At 66.4% G+C, this 23,087-nt stretch carries 18 protein-coding genes; 5 read left to right on the top strand and 13 right to left on the bottom strand.

Annotated elements, in window-relative coordinates:
* Positions 1-48: 48 nt before the first annotated feature.
* Positions 49-1,656 carry a hypothetical protein gene (locus NLR35_RS17610; protein ID WP_257167793.1) on the bottom strand — a complete coding sequence of 536 codons (1,608 nt, stop codon included), beginning with the start codon at positions 1,654-1,656 and terminating at the stop codon, positions 49-51.
* A 268-nt stretch (positions 1,657-1,924) separates the two neighbouring features.
* A complete protein-coding gene (locus tag NLR35_RS17605) occupies positions 1,925-3,241 on the bottom strand; it encodes a mechanosensitive ion channel family protein (protein ID WP_257167792.1) in 1,317 nt (438 codons plus the stop codon).
* 208 nt (positions 3,242-3,449) lie between these two features.
* Between NLR35_RS17605 and NLR35_RS17600 the strand changes: the two genes are divergently transcribed.
* Positions 3,450-5,243 carry a potassium/proton antiporter gene (locus tag NLR35_RS17600; RefSeq protein ID WP_257167791.1) on the top strand — a complete coding sequence of 598 codons (1,794 nt, stop codon included), beginning with the start codon at positions 3,450-3,452 and terminating at the stop codon, positions 5,241-5,243.
* Between the two features lie 283 nt (positions 5,244-5,526).
* Here NLR35_RS17600 and NLR35_RS17595 read toward each other — a convergent pair whose 3' ends face one another.
* Positions 5,527-6,039: a hypothetical protein gene (locus NLR35_RS17595; protein ID WP_257167790.1), complete on the bottom strand. Its 513-nt coding sequence runs from the start codon at positions 6,037-6,039 to the stop codon at positions 5,527-5,529.
* 182 nt (positions 6,040-6,221) lie between these two features.
* Positions 6,222-7,163 (bottom strand): penicillin-insensitive murein endopeptidase, encoded by a 942-nt coding sequence (gene mepA, locus NLR35_RS17590; RefSeq protein ID WP_257167789.1) that lies wholly within the window; start codon positions 7,161-7,163, stop codon positions 6,222-6,224.
* Between the two features lie 410 nt (positions 7,164-7,573).
* Here mepA and NLR35_RS17585 point away from each other — a divergent pair, with 410 nt between their 5' ends.
* Positions 7,574-9,802, top strand: coding sequence for an EAL domain-containing protein (locus NLR35_RS17585; RefSeq protein WP_257167788.1), 2,229 nt, complete (start codon positions 7,574-7,576; stop codon positions 9,800-9,802).
* A gap of 112 nt (positions 9,803-9,914) precedes the next feature.
* Here the strand turns inward: NLR35_RS17585 and ftrA are convergent, their stop codons facing one another.
* Positions 9,915-10,898, bottom strand: coding sequence for a transcriptional regulator FtrA (gene ftrA, locus NLR35_RS17580; RefSeq protein ID WP_257167787.1), 984 nt, complete (start codon positions 10,896-10,898; stop codon positions 9,915-9,917).
* A 99-nt stretch (positions 10,899-10,997) separates the two neighbouring features.
* Between ftrA and NLR35_RS17575 the strand changes: the two genes are divergently transcribed.
* Positions 10,998-11,399 carry a rhodanese-like domain-containing protein gene (locus tag NLR35_RS17575; protein WP_257167786.1) on the top strand — a complete coding sequence of 134 codons (402 nt, stop codon included), beginning with the start codon at positions 10,998-11,000 and terminating at the stop codon, positions 11,397-11,399.
* A gap of 61 nt (positions 11,400-11,460) precedes the next feature.
* Here NLR35_RS17575 and NLR35_RS17570 read toward each other — a convergent pair whose 3' ends face one another.
* From NLR35_RS17570 to lepA, 3 genes are all read right to left on the bottom strand, one after another.
* On the bottom strand, positions 11,461-11,922 hold the full coding sequence (locus NLR35_RS17570) for a DUF1801 domain-containing protein (protein WP_257167785.1): 462 nt from the start codon (positions 11,920-11,922) through the stop codon (positions 11,461-11,463).
* Positions 11,923-12,037: 115 nt separating this feature from the next.
* Entirely contained in the window at positions 12,038-14,005 is a 1,968-nt protein-coding gene (locus tag NLR35_RS17565) for a methyl-accepting chemotaxis protein (protein WP_257167784.1), read from the bottom strand.
* Between the two features lie 154 nt (positions 14,006-14,159).
* A complete protein-coding gene (gene lepA / locus NLR35_RS17560) occupies positions 14,160-15,971 on the bottom strand; it encodes a translation elongation factor 4 (protein ID WP_257167783.1) in 1,812 nt (603 codons plus the stop codon).
* 116 nt (positions 15,972-16,087) lie between these two features.
* Between lepA and NLR35_RS17555 the strand changes: the two genes are divergently transcribed.
* Positions 16,088-17,692 (top strand): glycosyltransferase family 39 protein, encoded by a 1,605-nt coding sequence (locus NLR35_RS17555; protein WP_257167782.1) that lies wholly within the window; start codon positions 16,088-16,090, stop codon positions 17,690-17,692.
* Positions 17,693-17,917: 225 nt separating this feature from the next.
* Here the strand turns inward: NLR35_RS17555 and NLR35_RS17550 are convergent, their stop codons facing one another.
* The 5 genes from NLR35_RS17550 to NLR35_RS17530 all read right to left on the bottom strand — a co-directional run bounded on the left by NLR35_RS17550 (position 17,918) and on the right by NLR35_RS17530 (position 22,034).
* Positions 17,918-18,247 (bottom strand): HPr family phosphocarrier protein, encoded by a 330-nt coding sequence (locus tag NLR35_RS17550; RefSeq protein WP_257167781.1) that lies wholly within the window; start codon positions 18,245-18,247, stop codon positions 17,918-17,920.
* Entirely contained in the window at positions 18,244-18,645 is a 402-nt protein-coding gene (locus NLR35_RS17545; protein ID WP_006611446.1) for a PTS sugar transporter subunit IIA, read from the bottom strand. Before NLR35_RS17545 ends, NLR35_RS17550 begins: the two co-directional genes overlap by 4 nt.
* A gap of 203 nt (positions 18,646-18,848) precedes the next feature.
* A complete protein-coding gene (locus tag NLR35_RS17540; protein WP_257167780.1) occupies positions 18,849-19,301 on the bottom strand; it encodes an HPr kinase/phosphatase C-terminal domain-containing protein in 453 nt (150 codons plus the stop codon).
* The gene (locus NLR35_RS17535) at positions 19,298-21,106 is read right to left on the bottom strand and encodes a sensor histidine kinase (protein ID WP_257167778.1); all 1,809 of its coding nucleotides are present in this window, start codon (positions 21,104-21,106) and stop codon (positions 19,298-19,300) included. The genes NLR35_RS17540 and NLR35_RS17535 overlap by 4 nt, the downstream gene beginning before the upstream one ends.
* 226 nt (positions 21,107-21,332) lie before the next feature.
* A complete protein-coding gene (locus NLR35_RS17530; RefSeq protein ID WP_006611449.1) occupies positions 21,333-22,034 on the bottom strand; it encodes a response regulator transcription factor in 702 nt (233 codons plus the stop codon).
* Between the two features lie 217 nt (positions 22,035-22,251).
* Here NLR35_RS17530 and NLR35_RS17525 point away from each other — a divergent pair, with 217 nt between their 5' ends.
* On the top strand, positions 22,252-22,980 hold the full coding sequence (locus NLR35_RS17525) for a HugZ family protein (RefSeq protein ID WP_257168017.1): 729 nt from the start codon (positions 22,252-22,254) through the stop codon (positions 22,978-22,980).
* Positions 22,981-23,087: the final 107 nt, after the last annotated feature.

Genomic DNA, 23,087 nt, shown 5'->3' with positions numbered 1-23,087 from the left:
GGGACACTCGCAACGTCCGAGTGCAGCCTCACGCCGCCCTGCGCGGGCTTAGTGATAGGTCACGCCCTGGTAGGGATAGACAGAGGCGATCGGCACGTTGCCCAAGCCAGTCTGACCCCAACCGGGCTGGCCCCAGCCGGTCTGGCCCCAACCGCCTTGCGCCAGCTGCGGGCCGGCGTCGAACGGCAGGATCCCGCCGAGGATGCCGCCGGCGGTGCTGCCGATCGTGCGGCCGAGATTGCGGTTGCCGAGCGCCTTGCCGATGAGGCCGCCGCCGAGACCGCCGAGCGTGCTGCCGAGGAAGCCGCCCAGAAGGCCCTGCGGAGCAAACTCCGGCGCAGCTTCGAACGGCAGGATGCCTACCGGCTGTTGCTGCACGCCAGCAAATGGCGAACCGCCGTACATGGTGTTTTGCGATTGGAAGATGTTGCTCAACGCGCCCTGCGGCACGAATTGCGGCGCGGCCTCGAACGGCAGGAAGCGCTGGGCAAGCTGTCCGGCGACGCCGCCGATGGTGTTGCCGAGACCACGATTGCCGAAGGCACCGCCGATCGCGCCGCCGAGCGGTGCGCCGACCTGGCCGAGCAGGTTGCCGAAGAAGCCCTGCGGGGCCAACTCCGGCGCAGCCTCGAACGGCAGGAAGCGCTGGGCGAGCTGTCCGGCGACGCCGCCGATGGTGTTGCCGAGGCCACGATTGCCGAAGGCACCGCCGATCGCGCCGCCGAGCGGTGCGCCGACCTGGCCGAGCAGGTTGCCGAAGAAGCCTTGCGGTGCGAACTCGGGGGCGGCTTCGAACGGCAGGAAGCGCTGGGCAAGCTGTCCGGCAAGACCGCCGACGGACTGGCCGAGGCCCTGATTGCCGAAGTAGTTGCCGATGATGCCGCCGGCGGGCGCGCCGATCTGGCCGAGGAAGTTGCCGATCGCGCCCTGCGGCACGAATTGCGGTGCGGCCTCGAACGGCAGGAAGCGCTGCGCGAGCTGTCCGGCGACGCCGCCGATCGTATTGCCGAGACCCTGGTTGCCGAAGGCGCCGCCGATGGCGCCGCCGAGCGGCGCGCCGACCCGACCGAGCAGGTTGCCGAAGAAGCCCTGCGGAGCGAACTCCGGCGCAGCCTCGAACGGCAGGAAGCGCTGCGCGAGCTGTCCGGCGAAGCCGCCGATCGTGTTGCCGAGACCCTGGTTGCCGAAGGCGCCGCCGATCACGCCGCCGAGCGGCGCGCCGACCTGGCCGAGGAAATTGCCGATCGCGCCCTGCGGCACGAACTGCGGCGCGGCCTCGAACGGCAGGAAGCGCTGGGCGAGCTGACCGGCGAGACCGCCGATGGTGTTGCCCATGCCCTGGTTGCCGAAGGCGCCGCCGATCACGCCGCCGAGCGGCGCGCCGACCTGGCCGAGAAAATTACCGATCGCGCCCTGCGGCACGAACTGCGGCGCGGCTTCGAACGGCAGGAAGCGCTGGGCGAGCTGGCCGGCGAGACCGCCGATGGTGTTGCCCATGCCCTGGTTGCCGAACGCGCCGCCGATGACACCGCCGAGCGGCGCCCCGATCTGGCCGAGCAGATTGCCGACGAAGCCTTGTGGCGCCAGCTGCTGCGCAGCAAGCAGTCCGTAAGGCACGCCCGCCTGGAGCGCGCCATTCACCTGTTGTCCGTCCATTGTGTCTTCCTCCTGGGGTCGCCGATCGTTTCGATTTGCTTGCGATCGCGAACCATCGCGCGACAACGACGGGGATCGCTGAGCACGCCGACGATAGAAAGGGCAGGACAGGTGGTGAATGGATCATTCGGTACACGCGGAGGCACAGGCGCTCGCGTCGATACCGTGCACATGGAGCGAGGGCGCTGTGCACCTTCACTCTCCCGTGAACTATGAACTACTTCATATTTGGCGGGTCATGCGTCGATCCGACGCATGCCGTCCTGGATCAGGTCGGAATCTCGACCGTGGACTCGACCGGCAGCGCGCCGCCGCGCACCCGCAGCTCGCGCACCGGGTAGGGCACGCGGATGCCCTCGCGCTTGAACGCGTCCCACAAAGCGAGCATCACCTCGCTCTTGACGCTGTCCATGTAGCTGGGATCGGCGATCCATGTGGTCAGCGAGAACTTCATGCCGGCCTCGGTGAACTCGGTCAGCAGGCAGTTCGGCGCCTTGGATTTCAGCGTGCGCGGTATCTCGGCGGCGATGTCGGTGGCGAGCTTGACGACGACGCGCGGATCGGCGTCGTAGTTGGTGCCGAAGTTCACCTTCACCAGCGTGTTCTTGTCGGTGTAGGTCCAGTTGGTGACCTTCTGGGTGACGAGGTCCTCGTTGGGAATCAGGAACTCGCGGCCGTCGCCGGCGGCGACCGAGATGTAGCGCGTGTTCATCGCGCTGATGCGCCCCGAGCTGTCGCCGATGGTGACGAGATCGCCAGGCTTCACCGATTTGTCGGCGAGCAGGATGATGCCGGCCACGAAATTGGCGACGATGCGCTGCAGGCCGAGACCGATACCGACACCGGCGGCGCCGGAGAAGATCGCCAGCGCCGAGAGGTTGATGCCGACGGCGCTGATCGCGATCGCCACGCCGAGGATCATCAGGCCCATGCGGACCATTTTGATCAGCAGCACCTGGATCGACGGCGTCAGGTCGGTGGAGCGGGTGATCCGGCTCTCGACGAAATTACTGGCAATGTTGGTCAGCCAGAGCACCGCCAGCAGCAGCACGCCGAGCTTGATGACCAGCAGCGGCGTCAGTCGGAGGCCGCCGAGCACGACCGAGACGGAATCGAGCGCATCGACGACGTTGTCGAGCTGGCCGATGATGCTGAGCGCGGCCACCAGCCAGGCCGAGATCGACACGATCTGCACGATGAAGGTGCTGCGGATCACCGAGGTGATCAGCCGGATCACGAGCCAAGCCAGCGCCAGCTTGAGCGCGACGGCGAGCAGATAGGAGCGGCTCGGCCAGGTCCACAGCACCATGCCGGTGCGCGCGATCCGCATCAGGATCACGAATACGACGGTCGTGACGCTCTCCAGCAGCACCCGCAGCAGCTGCCGCAGCGGGCCGGGCCAGCCCATCGCCAGCGAGGTCACGTCGATGCGGGCGCGCACCGCGGCGCTCGCCGCAAAGGCGATGCCGGCACCGCTCAGCACGAGCCCGAGCTGAAGGTAAAACCACGGCGAGGTGACCTCGGCGCCGATCGAGCGGGCCACGGTCTGCAGGAATTCGAGCACGTCTTTTAAATCGAAGTCCATCAGAAGGGTCTCGGAGCGGAACGGAAGCGCGGGCAGGCCTGGTCGGCAGAATTTAGTTCGCTTTTGTCACAGGCGGTTGCCGCGAAATATACCCCGGAGCGGGCAAGGATGGAAAAATGGGCATATCGCCGCGATATGAGCAAATCCGGTTGGCGTGCAAGTGTGGCGACGATAAGGATGTAAAAGTCGGATCCATCAACGTTTTTTCATGACATCCCTCGACGCCGTCAGCATTGCCATCCTCCTTGGCGCGATCCTGGTCATGGCCGGGATCCTCTCCAGCCTGCTGGCGCTGCGCTTCGGCGCGCCGCTGCTGCTGGTGTTCCTGGTGATCGGCATGCTGGCGGGTGATTCCGGCCCTGGTCATATCGAATTTCAGGACGTCCGCACCACCTATCTGGTCGGCTCGGTCGCCCTGGCGCTGATCCTGTTCGACGGCGGTTTGCGCACGCGCTTCCAGAGCATCCGCACCGTGCTGGCGCCCTCGATGGTGCTGGCGACCGCAGGCGTGCTGCTGACCGCGTTCATCACCGCGCCGGTGGCGAAATATACGCTCGACCTCGGCTGGACCGAGGCGATGCTGGTCGGCGCCGTCATCGCCTCGACCGATGCGGCGGCGGTGTTCCTGCTGGTGCATGCGCAGGGCCTGCGGCTGCGGCCGCGCGTCGGCGCGACGCTGGAGGCGGAGTCCGGCAGCAACGACCCGTTCGCCGTGTTCCTGACCCTGATGCTGGTCGAGCTGATCTCGGTCGGCCATGGCAGCGTCGGGCATTTCGTGTTCGAGTTGGTCCGCGAGGCGGTGCTCGGCACGCTGTTCGGCATCGTCGGCGGCAGGCTGGTGGTGATCGGCCTCAACAAGGTCGCGCTGCCGCAAGGCCTGCATGCGCCGTTCGTGACCACGGCTGCGCTGGTCATCTTCGGCGCGGCGCAGATCGCGCATGGTTCCGGGTTCCTAGCGGTCTATCTCGCCGGCCTCATCGTCGGCAACCGGCCGACGCGGGCGCATAACTCCGTGGTCACCTTCCTCGATGCCGCGACCTGGCTCGCCCAGATCGTGATGTTCGTGCTGCTCGGGCTCCTGGTGTCACCGCAGCGGCTGCTCGACAGCCTCTTGCCTGCGATCGCGGTGGCGCTAGTGCTCATGCTGGTGGCGCGTCCCGTGGCCGTGTTCCTCTGTCTCCGCCCGTTCCGCTTCAACTGGCGCGAAAAGGCATTCATCGCCTGGACCGGCCTGCGCGGCGCGGTGGCGATCTTCCTCGCCTCGATCCCGATGCTGGTCGGCCTGTCCAACGCCTATCTGTATTTCGACGTCGCCTTCGTCGTCGTGATCATCTCGCTGCTCGCGCAGGGCTGGACGCTCGGCATCGCCGCGCGCAAGCTTCACGTCGCGCTGCCGCGCACCGATCGCGGCCCGCGCCGCATCGAGCTCGATCTGCCCGGCCAGCTTGAGCAGCAGCTGGTCGGCTATGCGATCCGTCCCAAGAGCCTGTATTTTCGTCGCGGCCTGATCCCGTCCTGGTCCAAGCCGACCCTGGTGATCCGCAACGAGCAGATCCTGTCGCCGGCCGAGGCCGAGCCGGTCGCGCCGGGCGATTATCTCTATTTGCTGGCGCCGCCCGAAAAGGCCGAGTCACTCGACCGCTTCTTCGTCGACATGCCGCCATCGGCCGCGCCTGATCCGCATCTGCTCGGCGACTTCATGGTCTCGGCCGAGCACACGCTCGAGGAGGTCGCCGGCATCTATGGCGTCAAGCTCGGCGAGGGCGAGGACAAGCTGACGCTCGCGGATTACTTCGACATCCATCTCGACAACGCGCCGAAGGAAGGTGCGACGGTGGCGCTCGACACCATCGTGCTGGTCGCCCGCTCGATCTCCGGCGGCCGCGTCAACGTGGTCGGCCTGCGGCTGCCGGAGGACGAAGAAGAAGCTCCGGTGCTGACGCGCAAGGAGCAGGTGCGGCGCAAGCTCGCCAATGTCTGGTCGTCGGTGGCGGGCGTGTGAAAGAGGCCTTTGCCGCCTGCGTTATACTAATTTTGCTTGGCGTTCTTTCGCCGGATCAATTGTTCGACGTCAAAATTTGGGCCTCGGCCCTCATCGAGCGATCGGAGGCCTTTGTCGATGTTGGCGCGACGAGCTTGTAGCTGTTGAACGTGAGTGATGAGCTCGCGGCTGATCCGTTCCTGATCGGCATCGGGGAGCCGTAACAGTACGAGCAAGGTTGCTTCAGAACCTCGTTCATGAGGTCAGCTTGGCCCATCAGCATTCAAATATAAGTAGATTTGTTTCACTCCGCCGGCAGGATCGCAATTGATATCTCCGCCTGCGGCGCGCCGCTGATCTGCAATGTGAAGGGCTGGGCGGCCAGCTCGTATTTCACGGTCTTGCGGATGCCGTCGCAATCGGTGGCGCCGCTGAAGGCGATCGGCTTCAGGATCCTGCCGTCCTGCACGAGGTCGATCCAGGCCGCAGTCGACAGGCTCACGGTGTAGATGCCCGCTCTCGGCGCAGCCGTCAGGCGCGTGACGCCGGCGAAGCTGCCGTCTTTCGGCGCGCGTTCCGGCGGGGTCGGCAACTTCGCCTCGGCAAGCGGGCGCAATGTGAGCAGCACGCCGGAGGCGGGCAGCGCTGCGAGGTCTCCGCCCGAGTCGAGCTTTCGTCGGTCGCTCGCGGTCAGCGCCGCGCGCTCCCGCGCAATGTCCCATTTGAACTTGTCGCAGCCGCTGGGCTCGGCGGCGTGGGCGGCCGTTGTTGCCAACAGGAGGAGGGCGGCAGCCGCGCCGAACGGTCGGATGAGCATGATGACGGACTCGCAATGCACATGCGCTGCGGTTCGGTTGCTCGCAGCGGATCGATGAGGAGGAGGGACCGTCATCCCGATGTGTGATCATCGCGCTTACGGCGCGATGCCGTCAGTCTAGCCCGTCGAGCAGGGCCGGCGCGACCCCCATCTGCGTGCCACCCGCTTCAATTCTTGCCGCTTCAATTCTTGGCATCCGGCGCGTGCAGCACCGCGCGGCAGCTCGGCGGTAGCTGCGCCATCGTGATCGGCTGCGGCGGCGTCGGCGGCTCCTTCGGCGGCGGCGGATGCAGCACCGCGTCGGAGAACCAGTAGTCGAGGTCGCCGCAGCCGTCGCCGCCCTCCTGGTCGGTCTGGCCGTGGCAGTCGGGATTGCCCGGTGGGCACACCATGCGGATGTGGAAGTGATAGTCGTGGCCCCACCATGGCCGCACCTTGGTCAGCCAGCTGCGGTCGCCCTTGGCGTCACGGCACAGTGCCTTCTTGATCGCGGCGTTGACGAAGATGCGCTGCACCGCCGGCTCCTTCGCGGCGGCGCGGATCACGGCGAGATGGCCCTTCGTGAACACGCGCCGATCGACGTCGAGGCGATCGGGGCGCACCATCATGACGGCTGACATCTCCTCGCGCTCGTTGCGGGACAGCCGATGCTCGGGCATCGGCGTCAGCCAGATGTCGGCGTCGAGCCCGATCTGGTGGCTGGCATGCCCGCTCAGCGCCGGGCCGCCGCGCGGCTGGCCGATGTCGCCGACCAGGATGCCGGGCCAGCCTGCGTCCTTGCGGGCATGATCCGCGAGGCGCTTCAGCAGCGCGATCATGTTGGGGTGGCCGAAATTGCGGTTCCTGGACAGCCGCATCACCTGCCAGTCCTCGCCATTGATCGGCATCCGCTCGGCGCCCGCGATGCAGCCGCGGTTATAGGTGCCGATCACCTTGGTCGGTTGCGCCGAGGGCAGGATCCTGCGGGCGAAAAGCTCCTTGGCGGGCGTGCTCGGATCATCCGGATGGGCCAGCGGCGGCAAGGATTTGGGCTCGACGCTTCCCTTGTCCTGGGCGAGGACGGGCGTGGCCACGGCAAGGAGGGCCATGGCCAAAGCGGCGGGCAGAATCAGGCGGACGTGCATCCATTCAGTGTAGCGGCTGCTTGTGGGCAGGAAAGTCCGGGCCTGGTCACATCCCATCCAGCATTTGTGATGTGGGAAAGCCTGGCCGTTAATGCTTGCGTAACCCTGCTCTGGATTTGGGGAACCCGGTGTAACAAGGTTCAATTGCCTGAGTTCGTTCGGTAGATGGACAAAGCCGGAGCGGCAAATACACGGAATGCGTGTCTTTTATGCCGCGTGCCAACCACGTTCACTTACTCCTAGTTGTGGCATGGCTCTCCGTTCATGCGGCGCCTGGTTGGCCGCTCACGCGATGCGCGAGTGTATGTCGTATTTCACGTAACCTTTAGCTGTCGCTCTCCCGCATCAAGATACCATTTTTTCAGACACTTGGCCGAAAACTGCCTTCGAGAAGGAGAGTGAGGCAGGCGATGCGGCCCGTTCGGCCAAACAAAGCAAAGAAGCTCGATCGCGCGCCCCGCGCCCGTGATTCGATTCGCCCGGTCAGGCCCGCCCCGAAGCTGGGTCGGCACAACCAGTGCGCGACGGATGCGGCCGCCGAGGTGGCGAGCACCCGCGCCGAGGCAGAAGCCGCGATCGCCGAGGCGAAGAAGGCGCATGACCGGCTGGTGGAGGCGATCGACCTCCTGCCGGAGGGCATCGTCTTTCTCGATTCCGACGGCCGCTACATTCTCTGGAACAAGAAATACGCCGAGATCTACAACCGCAGCTCCGACCTGTTCGCCTCCGGCGCGCGGCTGCAGGACACGATCCGGGTCGGCGTGGCGCGCGGCGAGTATCCGGAAGCCGCGGGTCGCGAGGAGGAATGGATCGCCGAGCGGCTGGAGAAGCTGTTCCATCCGAGCGGACGCCACGAGCAGAAGCTCTCGGATGGCCGCACCATCCTGATCGAGGAGCGCCTGACCGGCGACGGCGGCATCGTCGGCCTGCGTGTCGACATCACCGAATTGAAGCAGCGCGAGGAGTCGTTTCGGCTGCTGTTCGACGGCAATCCGGTGCCGATGATCGTCTGTGCCCGGGACAACGGGCGGGTGCTCGGCGTCAACGCCGCCGCGGTTCAGCATTACGGCTATAGCCGCACCGCCTTTGAACGGCTCAGCATCCGCAACCTGCAGGCCTATGAGAGCGAGACGCCCTGGGCCGGCGAGGGGCAGTCGAGCGAGGAGAAGGCGGCGCGGACCTGGAAGCATGTCCGAGCCGACGGCACGCTGATCGACCTCGCGATCTATTCGCGCCATCTCGTCCACAACGACCAGCCGGCCGTGCTGCTGGCGCTGATGGACATCACCGAGCGCAAGCGCGCCGAAGCGCGGCTGGCCTTCCTCGCGCAGCATGATGCGCTGACCGGCCTGCCGAGCCGCAGCCTGTTGCGCCAGCAGACCGACGACAAGCTGATCCAGATGCGGCGCGGCTCGGAGAAGATGGCCGTGCTGGTGCTCGGCCTCGATAATTTCAAGTCGATCAACGACACGCTGGGCCATGGTGTCGGCGACCGGCTGCTGCGCGGCGTCGGCAAGCGGCTGCGCTCGATCCTGCGCCAGGAGGACATCGTGGCGCGGCTGAACTCGGACGAGTTCGCGATCGTGCAAGGCGGCCTGGCGCGCCCTGAGGATGCCGCCCAGCTCTGTCGCCGGCTGCTGCAGGCGATCGCCGATCCCTATCTGATCGACGGCAGCTCGGTGACGATCGGCGCGACGATCGGCATCGCGATGGCGCCGAACGATGGCGACGACGCCGAGAAGCTCCTGAAGAACGCCGACATGGCGCTGTCGCGCGCCAAGACCGAGACGCGCGGCTCGTTCAGCTATTTCGAGTCCGGCATGGATGCGCGGGCGCAGAGCCGGCGCAAGATCGAGACCGAATTGCGCGACGCGATCCAGCGCGACGTGCTGCAGCCGCACTACCAGCCGCTGATCGATCTGGTGACCGGGCGCATCACCGGCTTCGAGGCGCTGGTGCGCTGGCCGCATCCGGAGCGCGGCATGATCCCGCCGTCCGAGTTCATTCCGATTGCCGAGGAGACCGGGCTGATCTCAGGGCTCGGCCGCTCGATGCTGCGGCAGGCCTGCAGCGACGCGGCGAAATGGCCGGACGAGGTGCGGGTCGCCGTCAACATGTCGCCGCTGCAATTCCGTGTCGGCAACGTGCTGTCGCTGGTGATGGATGCGCTGAAGCAGTCCGGCCTGCCGGCGAGCCGGCTCGAGCTCGAGATCACCGAGACGCTGGTGCTGGAGAAGAGCGGCCAGGTGCTGGCGACCTTGCATGCGTTGCGCGCGCTCGGCGTGCGCATCTCGATGGATGATTTCGGCACCGGCTATTCCAGCCTCAGCTATCTGCGCAGCTTTCCGTTCGACAAGATCAAGGTCGATCAGTCCTTCATCCGCGACCTCGCCGCCAACCGCGAGGCGCAGGCGATCGTCCGCTCGATCGTCAGCCTCGGCAAGGGTCTCGGCGTCACCATCACCGCCGAGGGCGTCGAGACCGAGGCCGAACTGCGCTGCCTGCGCGCCGAAGGCTGCCACGAGGCCCAGGGCTATCTGTTCAGCCGTCCCCGACCGAACGCCGAGATCGTCGGCCTGCTGCAGGCGCAGCGCGATGCCGCAGACGGCGCGCCATCGGGAAAGGCGATGGTGGCCTGAACGAAGCCCGTCGCGTTCTTCAGGTAGGCTCACCGCTGCCGCGGGATCTCCACCTCTCCCCGTTGGGGAGAGGTGGAGATCGCAGCCGGCAGTTCACTTCAACCGATACGCGTCAGCCTTGTGCCCTGAATCGCATGCGATAGGCCGCAGGTGATGTCCCGACGCTGCGGCGGAAGGCGACGCGGAAGGTTTCGAGCGACTGGTAGCCGCACTGCGCCGAGATGTCGGCGAGCGGCAGTGTGGCGCCTTCGAGGAGCTCGCGCGCCCGCGCCATGCGCTCCTGCTGCAGCCACGCCGCAGGGCCCGATCCCGTGGCCTCGTTGAACCGCCTGAGGAAGGTGCGCTCGCTCATCCGGGCGCGCTTGGCCATCGCAGAGATCGCGATCGGCTGCGACAGCCGTGCGCGCGCCCAATCCATGATGTCGCCGATGGTCCGTCCGGGACGTGCCTGAATGGGCGCAATGACATATTGCGCCTGGCCGCCGTCGCGATGCGGCGGCATCACCAGACGCCGCGCCACGGCGTTGGCGACCTTGGCTCCGAAGTCGCGCCGGACGAGATGCAGGCAGGCGTCGATCCCCGCCGCGCTGCCGGCCGAGGTGATGACATTGCCCTCGTCGACATAGAGCGTGTCGTCCTCGATCCGAATGTCCGGATACAGCCGCTTCAAATCGGGCATGTGCCGCCAATGCGTGGTGGCGCGCTTGCCGTCGAGCAGGCCGGCCGCCGCCAGCACGAACACGCCCGAGCAGATCGACAGGCACCGCGCGCCGCGCGCGGACGCCTGCGCGATGGCGCGCAGCAGCCGCTCCGGCGGACGCTCGTTGCGGTCGCGCCAGCCCGGCACGATGATCGTGCGGGCGTCCTTCAGGCGCGCGAGCGGGGCATCGGCCTCGACGACAATGCCGCCGATCGCGCGGGACCGCCGGCTCTCGGCCGACACGACCTTGAACTGATACCAGGGGAAGTCAAACTCCGGCCGCGGCAGTCCGAACACTTCCACGGCGATGCCGAACTCGAACGTGCACAGCCCGTCATAGGTGATGACGGCGACGAGGCCGGGATCCGGATCGGGATGGCGCGCAGGTCGTGGCATTGGCGGAAACTTACCGGACTTTGTCCGATCCGTCACTTGGGTCGTCCGGCGTCACGCGCGAGACTGGACCAGCTCACGCACCATCGCAGGAGAGATCAAATGACGACCCATGTCACCGAGGTGCCCGCGGCGCCGTCAGCGCAGGCGCTCGCCCATTTCGAGGCGATGCTCTCGTTCGAGACCGATTGCTGGGACGTGCATGAAAGCCTGCGCGCCGCCGATCCGGACTTCATCCTGGTCGACGTCCGCGGCCCGGCCTCGTTCGCCAGGGGGCACATCGCTGGCGCCATCAACATTCCGCACCGGACCATGACCGCGGAGCGGATGGCCGAATTTCCGGCAAAGGTCTTCGTGGTCTACTGCGCCGGTCCGCATTGCAATGGCGCCAACCGTGCGGCGATCCGGCTGGCGCGGCTCGGGCTGCCGGTGAAGATCATGATCGGCGGCATCACCGGCTGGTGCGACGAAGGCTTTGCGCTGACGCCGGGCGGCCCAGCCTGAGGCGGCTTGCGCTGCGCGCGCCTGCGGCCGGGTGGATCGTTCGCGCCATCGTGCGGATGGGTTATGGCGTCTCCACCCGACGCTTGCGGCGGTGATAGGTCAGAGCGAGCCCGATGCAGTGCCGGAGCGCCTGTTCCGGCAGGGCGCCGGAATCGTCGAGCAGGATGCAGCGATTGCCGCCAAAGCTCAGCTCCGGATAGAGCTCACGAAAGGTCGCGATGAGATCGGTCTGGCAATGGACGTAGAGTGCGTAACGGCCGGGCTCCGCCTTGACCTGATCGATCCGGATGGTGCTGCCGCTACCGGTCTCCGCGGTGAGATAGCTCGGCTGGCCCCATTTGAGGGTCTCCTCCAGGGCGCCGACGCCTGGTGTCGTCCTTGCCGTGTCCAGGATCAGTTGCCGCAGCGCCTCCAGTGGCGTGCGAATCCGGTTGGGATAGGCCGCGAACACCGCGGCGACGGCGGCCGGCGCGGCCGGCCGTGCGCTGGGCGGACGTTTGCTGCGAGAAGCCGTCGCCGGCATGGCTGCCTCCGAATGTCGGATCGGAGCAGCCTATCACCGGCGCCTGGAGGCGGCTACGAACACGACCAGGCGGGGCGGACAATTGCGGCGGTCTCGCGGTCCGCCGCCTCCGGCATCACGCGGCCTGCCGCAGGCCGGCGAGGAACGTGTCGACGCTCTTGAACAGCTCGCTGGCCTGGCGGCCGAGATCGCGCGTCGCGGTCATCACGTGATCGGCGAGCTGGCGCGACTGTTCGGCGGCGTCGCTGGCGCCGACGACGTTCTGCGACACCTCGGTGGTGCCGGAGGCGGCCTGCTGGACGCTGCGCGCGATCTCGCGCGTGGCCGAGCCCTGCTGCTCGACGGCGGCGGCGATGGTCGCCGCAATGCCGCTGATCTCCTGGATCGTGCCGCTGATGCCGCCGATGGCGGTGACGCAGTCCGAGGTCGCAGCCTGGATCGAACTGACCTGGCCGGCGATCTCCTCGGTCGCCTTGGCGGTCTGGCCGGCCAGCTCCTTGACCTCGGCCGCAACCACGGCGAAGCCGCGGCCGGCCTCGCCGGCGCGTGCCGCCTCGATCGTGGCGTTCAGGGCCAGCAGGTTGGTCTGGCTCGCGATCGCATCGATCAGCCGCAGCACGTCGCCGATCTTCTCGGCGGCGGCGGCGAGGCTGCTGACCATCTCGGTGGTCTGCCGCGCCTTGATGACGGCGCCATCGGCCACCTTGCTCGAATGCGCGACCTGGCGGCCGATCTCGGTGACGGAGGAGGCGAGCTCCTCGGAGGCGGCGGCGACGGTCGACACGCCGCTCGAGGCTTCCTCGGAGGCCGCCGCAGCCGCAGCCGTGCGTTGCGAGGTGCCGTTGACGCTGACCGTGATCTCCTCGACGACCCGCTCCATGTCGGCCGTCGCCTTGGCCACCGACGAGACCACGCCCTTGACGTCGGCCTCGAAGCGGTCGGCCATCTGCCGCTGCAGGGCCTGCTTGTCGTGCTCGGCCTGAAGCTGGCTCGCCTCCTGCGCCTCGCGCAGGCTGCTGGTCTCGATCATGTTGCGGCGAAACACGTCGACGGCCTGGGCCATGGTGCCGAGCTCGTCCTTGCGCTCGCCCCCGGGGATCGCGACATCGGTGTCGCCGCTCGACAGCCGGTGCATCACGGCGGTGATCGCGACCAGCGGGCGCGAGATGCCGCGCGCGACGAACAGCGCGACCGCGACCGCGAGCAGGAGGATCACCAGCGTGCCGAGGATCAGCTGACGTTGCGCGTTGGCGGCGGCGGCCTCATAGGCGGTGGTGTCCTTGATCACCTCGAGCACGGCGATCGGGTCACCGGCGTAGTTCTTGATCTGGCCGACATAGACGGCGGCCGGCCGGCCGGCCAGCGTGGCGTCGCGCTGGATCGGCGCGCCCTTGAACACGCCGAGCACCTCTTCGGACGTGGCGACGACGTCGTCGCCGAACGTCGAGGACAAACGCTTCGGCTGGCCTTCGTTGATCCAGTAGACCGCGAGATCGATGCCGAAGCGCTGCTTGGCGCGGTCGACGAACTCCTTGCCGAAGGCGGCGCCGACATCGACGGTCGCGATCGCCTTGCCGTCGCGCATGATCGGCGTCATGCCGAAGATGCCGAGCGACAGCCGGCTCTGCTCGACGCCGGCGATCTGCTTGCCGGTCTGGTTGGCCTGGACCACGGTGATGCGGCGCTTGGAGGTGTCGTCGCCGAACACCTTCGGCTCATGCACGCGATAGAAGTTGGTGGCGGGCGGCGCCCACACGTTCACCAGCGGGATGCCCTGCGCCTTCAGCGAGGTCATGGCGCCGCCGAGCAGGGCGCCGAGCGCGTCGCGATCGCCCTTGAGATAGGCGTCGGCGATCGGCGGCAGCGCCGCCAGCGTCGAGCTCACCGCCAGCGCCGCACGGCCCTCATAATCGATGCCGGCGGCCACGCTGTCGAACTGCAGCTTGAGCTGCTGCTCCAGCGCCAGACGGGTCAAGGCGCGCTGCTGGATCACCGAGAAGGTGCCGAGCACGGCGCAGGCGATGGCGACGGTGAGGGAGAGCGCGACGATGAGACGGGCGGAGATCGACCGAAGGCGGGACATTCTGTGCATTCCTTGCTTTGCAGCAAGGGTCTCAGAATACCATTAAGGAAGAGATACCGTACTTTTGCGGAAGTGCTGGTTTCGCGAGGGAATCCGGATTTTCTTCAGCCTATCGTGCTGATGAAACGAGGAGGCGGGGCCACCCCGCCGCGCCTCAGCTGTCCACCTTGAGCGCGGCGATGAAGGCTTCCTGCGGGATGTCGACCTTGCCGAACTGCCGCATCTTCTTCTTGCCTTCCTTCTGCTTCTCCAGAAGCTTCCGCTTACGCGTGATGTCGCCGCCGTAGCACTTCGCGGTGACGTCCTTGCGCAGCGCCCGCACCGTCTCGCGCGCGATCACCTTGCCGCCGATCGCCGCCTGGATCGGGATCTGAAACATGTGCGGCGGGATCAAATCCTTCATCTTCTCGACCATGGCGCGGCCGCGCCCCTCCGCGCGGGTCCGGTGCACCAGCATGGACAGCGCATCGACCGGCTCGTTGTTGACGAGGATCTGCATCTTCACGAGGTCGGCCGGCTTGTAGTCGGTCAGGTGATAGTCGAACGAGGCGTAGCCCTTGGAGACCGACTTCAGCCGGTCGTAGAAGTCGAACACCACCTCGTTGAGCGGCAGGTCGTATTTGACCATCGCGCGGGCGCCCACATAAGTGAGCTCCTTCTGATTGCCGCGGCGGTCCTGGCAGAGCTTGAGCACGCTGCCGAGATATTCGTCCGGGGTCAGGATGGTGGCCTCGATCCACGGCTCCTGGATCTCGGCGATCTTGACCACGTCCGGCATGTCCACGGGATTGTGGATCTCGATCTCCTCGCCGTCGGTCAGCTTCATCTTGTAGATGACGCTCGGTGCCGTCGCGATGAGGTTGAGATCGAACTCGCGGGAGAGCCGCTCCTGGATGATCTCCAGATGCAACAGGCCGAGGAAGCCGCAGCGGAAGCCGAAGCCGAGCGCGGCTGAGGTTTCCATCTCGAACGAGAAGCTGGCGTCGTTGAGCCGGAGCTTGCCCATCGCCGCGCGCAGCGTCTCGAAATCGTCGGCGTCGACCGGGAACAGGCCGCAGAACACGACAGGGATGGCCGGCTTGAAGCCCGGCAGCATCTCCGACACCGGCTTGCGGTCGTCGGTGATGGTGTCGCCGACGCGGGTGTCGGCGACTTCCTTGATCGCGGCGGTGATGAAGCCGACCTCGCCGGGACCGAGCTCGTCGACCTGGGTCATCTTCGGCGTGAAGAAGCCGACGCGCTCGACGTCATAGGCCGCGCCGGTGCCCATCATGCGGATGCGGCTGCCCTTCTTCATGACGCCGTCGACGATGCGCACGAGCACGACGACGCCGAGATAGACGTCGTACCAGCTGTCGACCAGCAGCGCCTTCAGCGTCGCGTCGCGGTCGCCCTTCGGCGGCGGCAGCCGGGTGACGATGGCTTCCAGCACGTCGGGAATCCCCAAGCCGGTCTTGGCCGAGATCATCACCGCGTCGGAGGCGTCGATGCCGATGACGTCCTCGATCTGCTGCTTGATCTTGTCCGGCTCGGCCGCCGGCAGGTCGATCTTGTTGAGGACCGGGACGATCTCGTGGTTGTTGTCGAGCGCCTGGTAGACATTGGCGAGCGTCTGCGCCTCGACGCCCTGGCTGGCGTCGACCACCAGCAGCGAGCCCTCGCAGGCCGCCAGCGACCGCGAGACCTCGTAGGCGAAGTCGACGTGGCCGGGCGTGTCCATCAGGTTGAAGATGTAATCCTTGCCGTCCTTGGCGCGGTACTGCAGGCGCACGGTCTGCGCCTTGATGGTGATGCCGCGCTCGCGCTCGATATCCATCGAATCGAGCACCTGCTCCTTGCCCGCCATCTCGCGGTCCGACAATCCGCCGGTCATCTGGATCAGCCGGTCGGCCAGCGTGGACTTTCCATGGTCGATATGGGCGACGATGGAGAAGTTGCGAATGTTGGGAATGGGGACGGTCGTCATGGGCCGCGCAAATAGCATCTCACGCCCCCAACCAGCAACCATATTGCTGAATTTCCAGGGCCTTTCTTCACGCCAAGCTGATTCCCTGTGCGTCGAAAACAGGCTACCGAGGGCGGATGTCGAGTACCTCTCTGCCGCATCAGGCGGTCCGCCCGCGCAACCGCCTCGGACCGCAGCGTTTGGCCGCATGGCTGGTGGCGCGCGCCACCGACCCCGCGACCTCGTTCTGGGTCGTGATCGGCTTCGTTCTCGTCCATGTGGTGCTGTGGACGGCGATCCTGACCAATCTGAAGGCGGCCCAGGACGTCCATATGGACGTTGCCGAGGCCTATGCCTGGGGCAGCCGCTTCCTGCTCGGCTATGGCAAGCATCCGCCGCTGTCGGGCTGGATCGCCGGGCTGTGGTTCTCGGTGTTTCCGATCAAGGACTGGGCAACCTATGCGCTTGCGATGGCGATGGCCGGCAGCGGGCTGGTCATCGTCTGGTTCGCGAGCCTGAAGGTGGTCGACCGCCGCCGGGCGTTCTTCGTCGTCGTGATGGTGGCGCTGTACCCGATCTTCAATTTCAAGGGCTTCAAGTACAACGCCGACCTGGTGCAGCTGCTGACCCTGCCGCTGGTCGTGCTGGCGTATCTGAACGCCTTCGAGAAGCGCAGCGCCGTCTCCGGCATCTGGCTCGGCCTCGCCGGCGCGGCGGCGCTGATGACCAAATATTGGGTGCTGACCATGATCGGCGCCATCGGTCTCGCCGCGCTGCTGCATCCCGAGCGCATGCGCTTCCTGGCCTCGCCGGCGCCGTGGGTCGCGATCGTCACCATGTTCCTGGCGATGGTTCCACACCTGGTGTGGCTGTGGCGGGTCGACTTCGTCCCGCTCACCTATGCCGGAGACGTCTATTCGCTGTCGGATCGCGGCCGCGCCGCCGGGCTCGTGCTCGGCTATGTCGGGCACAATCTCGCGCTGCTCGCTTTGCCGGTGGCCTTGGCCGCGCTCGTGCTCACCTGGCCGCCGCGCTTCGCCTTCCACAATTGGCGGCGCGGTCCCAATCCCGGGGTGAATCGCAGCCAGGCGCTCAATGTCTGGCTGGTGCAGGCGGTGGTCGCGGTCGGGCCTCCGCTCGGCGGCCTCGCTTTCACGATCTACATGAAGACCGATTGGGGCATCTCGCTGTTCTTCCTGGTGCCGCTGGCGCTGGTTTCGATCCCGGCGCTGCGGCTGCGGCGGACCATGCTGCCGCGGCTTGCCGCGGTCTGGCTGGTGCTGTCGCTGCTGACGCTGGTCGCCTCGCCCTGGATCGCCCGGCGCGAGATGGCGGCCAACCCGAACGGCGTCACCGGCTACGGCGCGCGGTCGCAACTCGCGCAGCAGCTGACCCAGGCCTGGCACGCCCGATTCGGCTCGCCCTGGAAACACGTCGCCGGCTATTCCGAGATGGACACGCCGATGACGTTCTACAGCCCCGACCATCCGCGGCCGTTCACCGTGCCCTATACGGCGGAGGAGACCTGGGGCTCCGGCCTGAGCACGCTGGAGGACCTCAAGCGCGACGGCTTCATCGGCGTCTGCGACACGACCGACAACCGGATCGCGGCCTGCGAGGCCTGGATGGCCAAGGAAGCGCCCAAAGCCGAGCCCGTCGTGATGACCACCCAGCGCTTCTTCCACGGCCTGGCAGGCCCTGCAATCGTTTGGAAGGTGTATATCCAGGGGCCGGGGAGATAGCTGCGGTCTGCGCGACGGCTCTTGCGCCAAGATGTAGCGACAGCGGCGGTGCGCTCCCTCGCCCCGTTCTTACGGGGAGAGGGCTGGGGTGAGGGGCAGCCGCGCGGGGAGTATATGTGGTGAGACCTGTACCCCCTCACCCGGATTGCATCTGGCGATGCAATCCGACCTCTCAGCGCGAGCGAAGCTCTTCGCGCCCCCGCAGGCGGGGAGAGGTGAAGAGGCTCACACCCCTTCTTCGTGGAACTTGTCGTTCACCAGGTCGGTGATCGCCTGCAGCGCGGCTTCGGCCTCGGGGCCTGTCGCCGACACCAGGATCTTGGTGCCCGGCGCCGCCGCAAGCATCATCAGGCCCATGATCGAGCGGCCGCCGACGGTCTCGCCGCCGCGCGTGACCCAGACCTCGGCCTGGAACTTCTCGACCATCTGGACGAACTTGGCGGATGCCCGCGCATGCAGGCCGCGCTTGTTGGTGATCAGGAGCTCCCGCGAGATCGCGCCGGCAGGCACGGCCGGTCCGGCGATATTGTCCTGCGGCGCGTCGTCGTCGCTCATTTGCCGGCAAGCACCCGGCTGGCGATGGTGACGTACTTGCGTCCCGCCTCCTGCGCCATGGCGATGGCGTCGGGCAGAGAGCGCTCCTCGCGCACCTTGGCGAGCTTCACCAGCATGGGCAGATTGATGCCCGCGAGCACTTCGACCTTGGGCCGGCTCATGCAGGAGATGGCGAGGTTCGACGGCGTGCCGCCGAACATGTCGGTGAGGATGGCGACGCCGTCGCCGGTGTCCACGCGGTTCACGGCTTCGATGATGTCGCTGCGACAGAGATCGGAATCATCGTCGGCGCCAATCGTGACCGCTTCTATTTGCTTTTGAGGACCCATGACGTGTTCGAGCGCCGCCCTGAACTCGTCGGCGAGGCGCCCATGGGTCACCAGTACCAGGCCAATCATCGGATACTCCTCGCGGGCGCCTTGGGTGCACCGCACGAACGCGCCACTTTGACCATCCGGAGCCCCCGCGCAAGAGGGCATGTTCGCGATTCTCCCGGATTTAGAGGTAGGGGCGGGGAGCTGGCGACGGTCTATCGGGTCGCGATAGTGGGGGTGATATGGTTACCAATTCGCTCCACACAATCGGCCGAAAGATTACCGGGTCATGAACTCTCGGTCGTGGTTAGCGCGGCCACAACCAGCGGCAGGGGCTCGTACCCCCTGCCGACCGGAATTCGCGGCAATTCAATACCGTTTTCGTGCCAACGCAGCGCCTCGCGGGACGGCAGCCGCGCCGCATCCTCGGCCATCAAATCGACAATGAGACCAATCGGCGCCCCGGACACGTGGTCGCAGGAGCGGATGCCGAGCCCGCGAATCTCGATCAGGCCGGCCAGCGACGGGGCAGGGCTGACCCATATTTCTCCGCTGCGTGTGGCGAGATGAACACGGTCGTCACCCACCAGAACGGCCGGCGGGATCTGCCCGCTGCGCCCGGCGAGAATCAGGTCGAACGCCAGGCGCGATTTTCCGGAGCCTGAGGGGCCGCGGATCAGCACGGCCTTTGTCCCGACCTTGACGGCAGAGGCATGGATGCTGGCCGTGGCGGCGCTCACGACGCCGGAAGCCGGACGATGAAGCGCGCGCCGGCCGCGGTCGGATGGCCTTCGTCATCGACTGGGCCCGGCCGGTTCTCGGCCCAGATCCGCCCGCCATGGGCGTCGATGATCTGCTTGGAGATCGACAGGCCCAGGCCGGAATTCTGGCCAAAGCCCTGGTGCGGCCGGTCGGTGTAGAAGCGCTCGAAGATGCGCTGCAGGGCGTCCTCGCGGATGCCTGGGCCGTCATCGTCCACGGTGATCTCGATTTCGGAACGCACGCGCCGGCAGGTGATGCGCACCTTGCCGCCGGCGGCCGAGAACGACTGCGCATTCGACAGCAGGTTCGAGATCACCTGGCCGAGCCGCGAATCATGGCCCGGCACCGAGAAGGTGTCGTTGACCCCGCGGCCTTCGAAGCGGACCTCGACGGCGACGTCGGTGCCGTTTTTCTTGGTCTCGTTGGCGACCGAGGTCAGCGTGTTCAGGAGTCGCCGCAGGTCGACCAGCGTCATGTCCTGGCGCTGCAGCTCGGCATCGAGCCGGCTGGCATCGGAAATGTCCGAGATCAGCCGGTCCAGCCGCTTCACGTCGTGCTCGATGACGGCAAGCAGGCGGGCGCGGCTGTTGTCGTTGCGCGCCAGCGGCAGCGTCTCGACCGCCGAGCGCAGCGATGTCAGCGGGTTCTTCAATTCGTGTGCGACGTCGGCGGCGAACATCTCGATCGCCTCGATCCGGGCATAGAGCGCATCGGTCATGTCGCGCAGCGCGCCTGAGAGATGGCCGATCTCGTCGCGGCGGCGGGTGAAGTCGGGGATCTCGACGCGGGTCTTGATGCGGCGGCGGACGCGCTCGGCGCTGTCGGCGAGCCTTCGCACCGGACCTGCGATGGTGCTGGCGAGCAGCAGCGACAGCACGATCATGACGGCGGAGGCGACGCCGCCGACCTTCAGAATCGCGAGACGCTCGGCGGTGACCATCTGGTCGATGTCGTCGCCCTGTGTCGACAGCATCAGCGCGCCGTGGATGGTGCGCGAGCGCTGCACCGACACCGCCACCGAGACGATGACCTCGCCGCGCGAGTTGACGCGCACCATGCTGCGCTTCTGGCCCTTCAGCGCGTCGGCCACCTCCTCGTAGCCGTTGCCGTTCTCCGGGCCGTATTCGCGGTACAGCGGCAGGTCGCCGCGATTGAGCCAGGTGCGCACCGAAATCAGCGCGCGCTCGACGAATCCCGGCTTCTCGCTCGACGGCGGCGGCAGGTCGAAGCGCAGCACGTTCTCGAGGTTGCGGCTGTCGAGCAGGAGCCCGCCGTTCGGATCGTAGATCCGCGCCCGCGTCTTGGTCGGCGAGATCAGCGTGCGCAGCACCGGCGCGACGCGCTCGGGGTTGATCGGGAAGTCGAGCGGCGAATATTCGTCCGGCGCGCCGTAGCTCTCGCCCGGCTTGAGATCGAGCAGCCGCTCGGGATCGATCGTGATGGTGTTGGTCTGCACCGTCGCGGAGGCCGCGATGGCGCCGGCGATGATTTCGGCCTGGACCAGGAGACTCTGCGCGCGCGCATCGATCAGGCCCGCGCGGAACTGCGAGAGATACAGAATGCTCGCAACCAGAGCGAGTAGGCCGGCGATGTTCAGCGAGACGATGCGCCGGGTCAGGCTCGAAAACGACAGCGCGAACAGGAACTGTCCGGCGCGGCGCAGCCAGCTCACCGGACGTTGCCAGCCGGAGACCTGCGGGGTCTCGTCGGCCATCTCGGCGGCAGTCAACGCCGCAGAATCGTCGGCGTTCAAGGCTTGGTCAGACTGCGTGCGATCGAGCAATGTGAGTGCTCCGATTCCGGATTTTGCAAGGTTCGGTTTGCAAGGTTCGGCAAGGGCCGTGCGGCGGTCTCGCGCGAGACCTCAACCTTCAACTTGCCGCACCAATTCGCCGCAACAATGGCCCCGTTCCGGCATCTGCGCTCCAATAACCGCGCAGGCGTAGTCTATCCAATCCAGGCCGCGACGTCAGCGCGCAATTTCGCATGACGTCGCTTCTAGCAATGCTTCAGGTTTCCTTGAAGCGATAGCCGACGCCGTAGAGGGTCTCGATCATCTCGAACTCCTCGTCGACCATCTTGAACTTCTTGCGCAGCCGTTTGATGTGGCTGTCGATGGTGCGGTCGTCGACATAGACCTGGTCGTCATAGGCCGCGTCCATCAGGGCGTTGCGGCTCTTGACCACGCCCGGACGCTGCGCCAGCGCCTGCAGGATCAGGAATTCGGTGACGGTCAGGGTGACCGGCTCGTTCTTCCAGGTGCAGGTGTGCCGCTCCGGATCCATGCGCAGCAGGCCGCGATCCAGCGCCTTGGCGTCGTTCTCCTTCGGCAGCGCCGTCGGATCCTTCGGCTGCGAGCGGCGCAGCACGGCCTTGACGCGCTCGACCAGGAGGCGTTGTGAGAACGGTTTGCGGATGAAGTCGTCGGCGCCCATCTTCAGGCCGAACAGCTCGTCGATCTCCTCGTCCTTGGAGGTGAGGAAGATCACCGGCAGGTCGGACTTCTGGCGCAGCCGCCGCAACGTTTCCATGCCGTCCATGCGCGGCATCTTGATGTCGAGGATGGCGAGGTCCGGCTGGCTCGTCCGGAAGCCGTCGAGGGCCGATGCGCCATCGGTGTAGGTCATGATCCGGTAACCCTCGGCCTCTAGCGCGATGGAGACGGATGTCAGAATGTTACGGTCGTCATCGACCAAGGCGATTGTGGGCATGAGCCTGCTTTCAGAGTCTGGTTACGCCGAGACTTCGAGAATCAAGATAAGGGCCGCGTATTTGGGCTTCGAACATGGTCAACGAGCAATGCAAGCTGGGCTGAAGTGTGACCGAGTTCCACAAATACCATGGCAAAGTCTTGTGTCGTGCCCAGGTTTGTGGCCCGTTTAGCCGAAAAAAGGCCTTCATTGCAACCGGATGGACGAGGGAAAGACGATGTCTGCGAGCTTTAACCCTAACCGCGTGACCGCGTCCCTGCTGCGACGAAGCCGGCAAGGCGCGCTCGCGACGCTGATGACGGGTTCGGGCGATCCCTACTGTTCCCTCGTCAACGTCGCGACGGCCTTTGACGGTGCGCCGATCATCCTGATCTCGCGATTAGCAGTGCATACGAAAAACGTTCTCGCCGATTCGCGCGTGTCGCTGATGCTCGATGAACGCGCGCCGGGCGATCCGCTCGAAGGTGCTCGGATCATGCTGTCAGGCAGGGCCGAACAAGCAACTGATGAGAACAGGGAGAGCTTGCGTCGCCGGTATCTCAATGCGCATCCGTCGGCGAGCGACTATGCCGATTTTGCCGACTTCTCGTTCTTCGTCATTCGTCCGGCAGGCGCGCATCTCGTCGCAGGATTCGGTCGCATCGTCGATCTCAAGCCCGAGCAGTTTCTGACCGACATCTCCGACGCCTCCGAGCTGCTCTCGGCCGAGCAGGGCGACATCGAACACATGAACGAAGATCATCGCGACGCGCTCGGTCTCTACGCGACGAAGCTGCTCGGTGCCGGGCCGGCGGAGTGGCGATGCAGCGGCTGCGATCCCGACGGGCTCGATCTGATGGCCGACGGCAAGACGTTGCGACTCGATTTTCCGGAGCGCGTCACCACGCCGGGAGGATTGCGCAAGATGCTCATGCGGCTCGCCGACGAAGCGAGAGCGAAGGACTGAGAGTCAATTCGAAGGACTAATGTTAGTTCGACTGTAGATCGATCGCATTGCATCAGCCGCATCTCGGGCGCTGCGCTCCCTCTCCCCGTTCTTCACGGGGAGAGGGT

The organism is Bradyrhizobium sp. SRS-191, from assembly GCF_024586915.1.
Taxonomy (GTDB): Bacteria; Pseudomonadota; Alphaproteobacteria; order Rhizobiales; family Xanthobacteraceae; genus Bradyrhizobium.
The sequence above is the reverse complement of the archived record's forward strand: the minus strand, read 5'-3'. Positions and strand labels throughout refer to the sequence as shown.

Bases quoted from the DNA above. Each gene is read 5' to 3' on its own strand.
- NLR35_RS17530 (WP_006611449.1), bottom strand. From the start codon at position 22,034: ATGCCCACAATCGCCTTGGTCGATGACGACCGTAACATTCTGACATCC.
- NLR35_RS17555 (WP_257167782.1), top strand. From the start codon at position 16,088: ATGTCGAGTACCTCTCTGCCGCATCAGGCGGTCCGCCCGCGCAACCGC.
- lepA (WP_257167783.1), bottom strand. From the start codon at position 15,971: ATGACGACCGTCCCCATTCCCAACATTCGCAACTTCTCCATCGTCGCC.
- NLR35_RS17525 (WP_257168017.1), top strand. From the start codon at position 22,252: ATGTCTGCGAGCTTTAACCCTAACCGCGTGACCGCGTCCCTGCTGCGA.
- NLR35_RS17585 (WP_257167788.1), top strand. From the start codon at position 7,574: ATGCGGCCCGTTCGGCCAAACAAAGCAAAGAAGCTCGATCGCGCGCCC.
- NLR35_RS17565 (WP_257167784.1), bottom strand. From the start codon at position 14,005: ATGTCCCGCCTTCGGTCGATCTCCGCCCGTCTCATCGTCGCGCTCTCC.
- NLR35_RS17575 (WP_257167786.1), top strand. From the start codon at position 10,998: ATGACGACCCATGTCACCGAGGTGCCCGCGGCGCCGTCAGCGCAGGCG.
- mepA (WP_257167789.1), bottom strand. From the start codon at position 7,163: ATGCACGTCCGCCTGATTCTGCCCGCCGCTTTGGCCATGGCCCTCCTT.
- NLR35_RS17610 (WP_257167793.1), bottom strand. From the start codon at position 1,656: ATGGACGGACAACAGGTGAATGGCGCGCTCCAGGCGGGCGTGCCTTAC.
- NLR35_RS17600 (WP_257167791.1), top strand. From the start codon at position 3,450: ATGACATCCCTCGACGCCGTCAGCATTGCCATCCTCCTTGGCGCGATC.
- NLR35_RS17550 (WP_257167781.1), bottom strand. From the start codon at position 18,247: ATGAGCGACGACGACGCGCCGCAGGACAATATCGCCGGACCGGCCGTG.
- NLR35_RS17605 (WP_257167792.1), bottom strand. From the start codon at position 3,241: ATGGACTTCGATTTAAAAGACGTGCTCGAATTCCTGCAGACCGTGGCC.
- NLR35_RS17545 (WP_006611446.1), bottom strand. From the start codon at position 18,645: ATGATTGGCCTGGTACTGGTGACCCATGGGCGCCTCGCCGACGAGTTC.
- ftrA (WP_257167787.1), bottom strand. From the start codon at position 10,898: ATGCCACGACCTGCGCGCCATCCCGATCCGGATCCCGGCCTCGTCGCC.
- NLR35_RS17595 (WP_257167790.1), bottom strand. From the start codon at position 6,039: ATGCTCATCCGACCGTTCGGCGCGGCTGCCGCCCTCCTCCTGTTGGCA.
- NLR35_RS17570 (WP_257167785.1), bottom strand. From the start codon at position 11,922: ATGCCGGCGACGGCTTCTCGCAGCAAACGTCCGCCCAGCGCACGGCCG.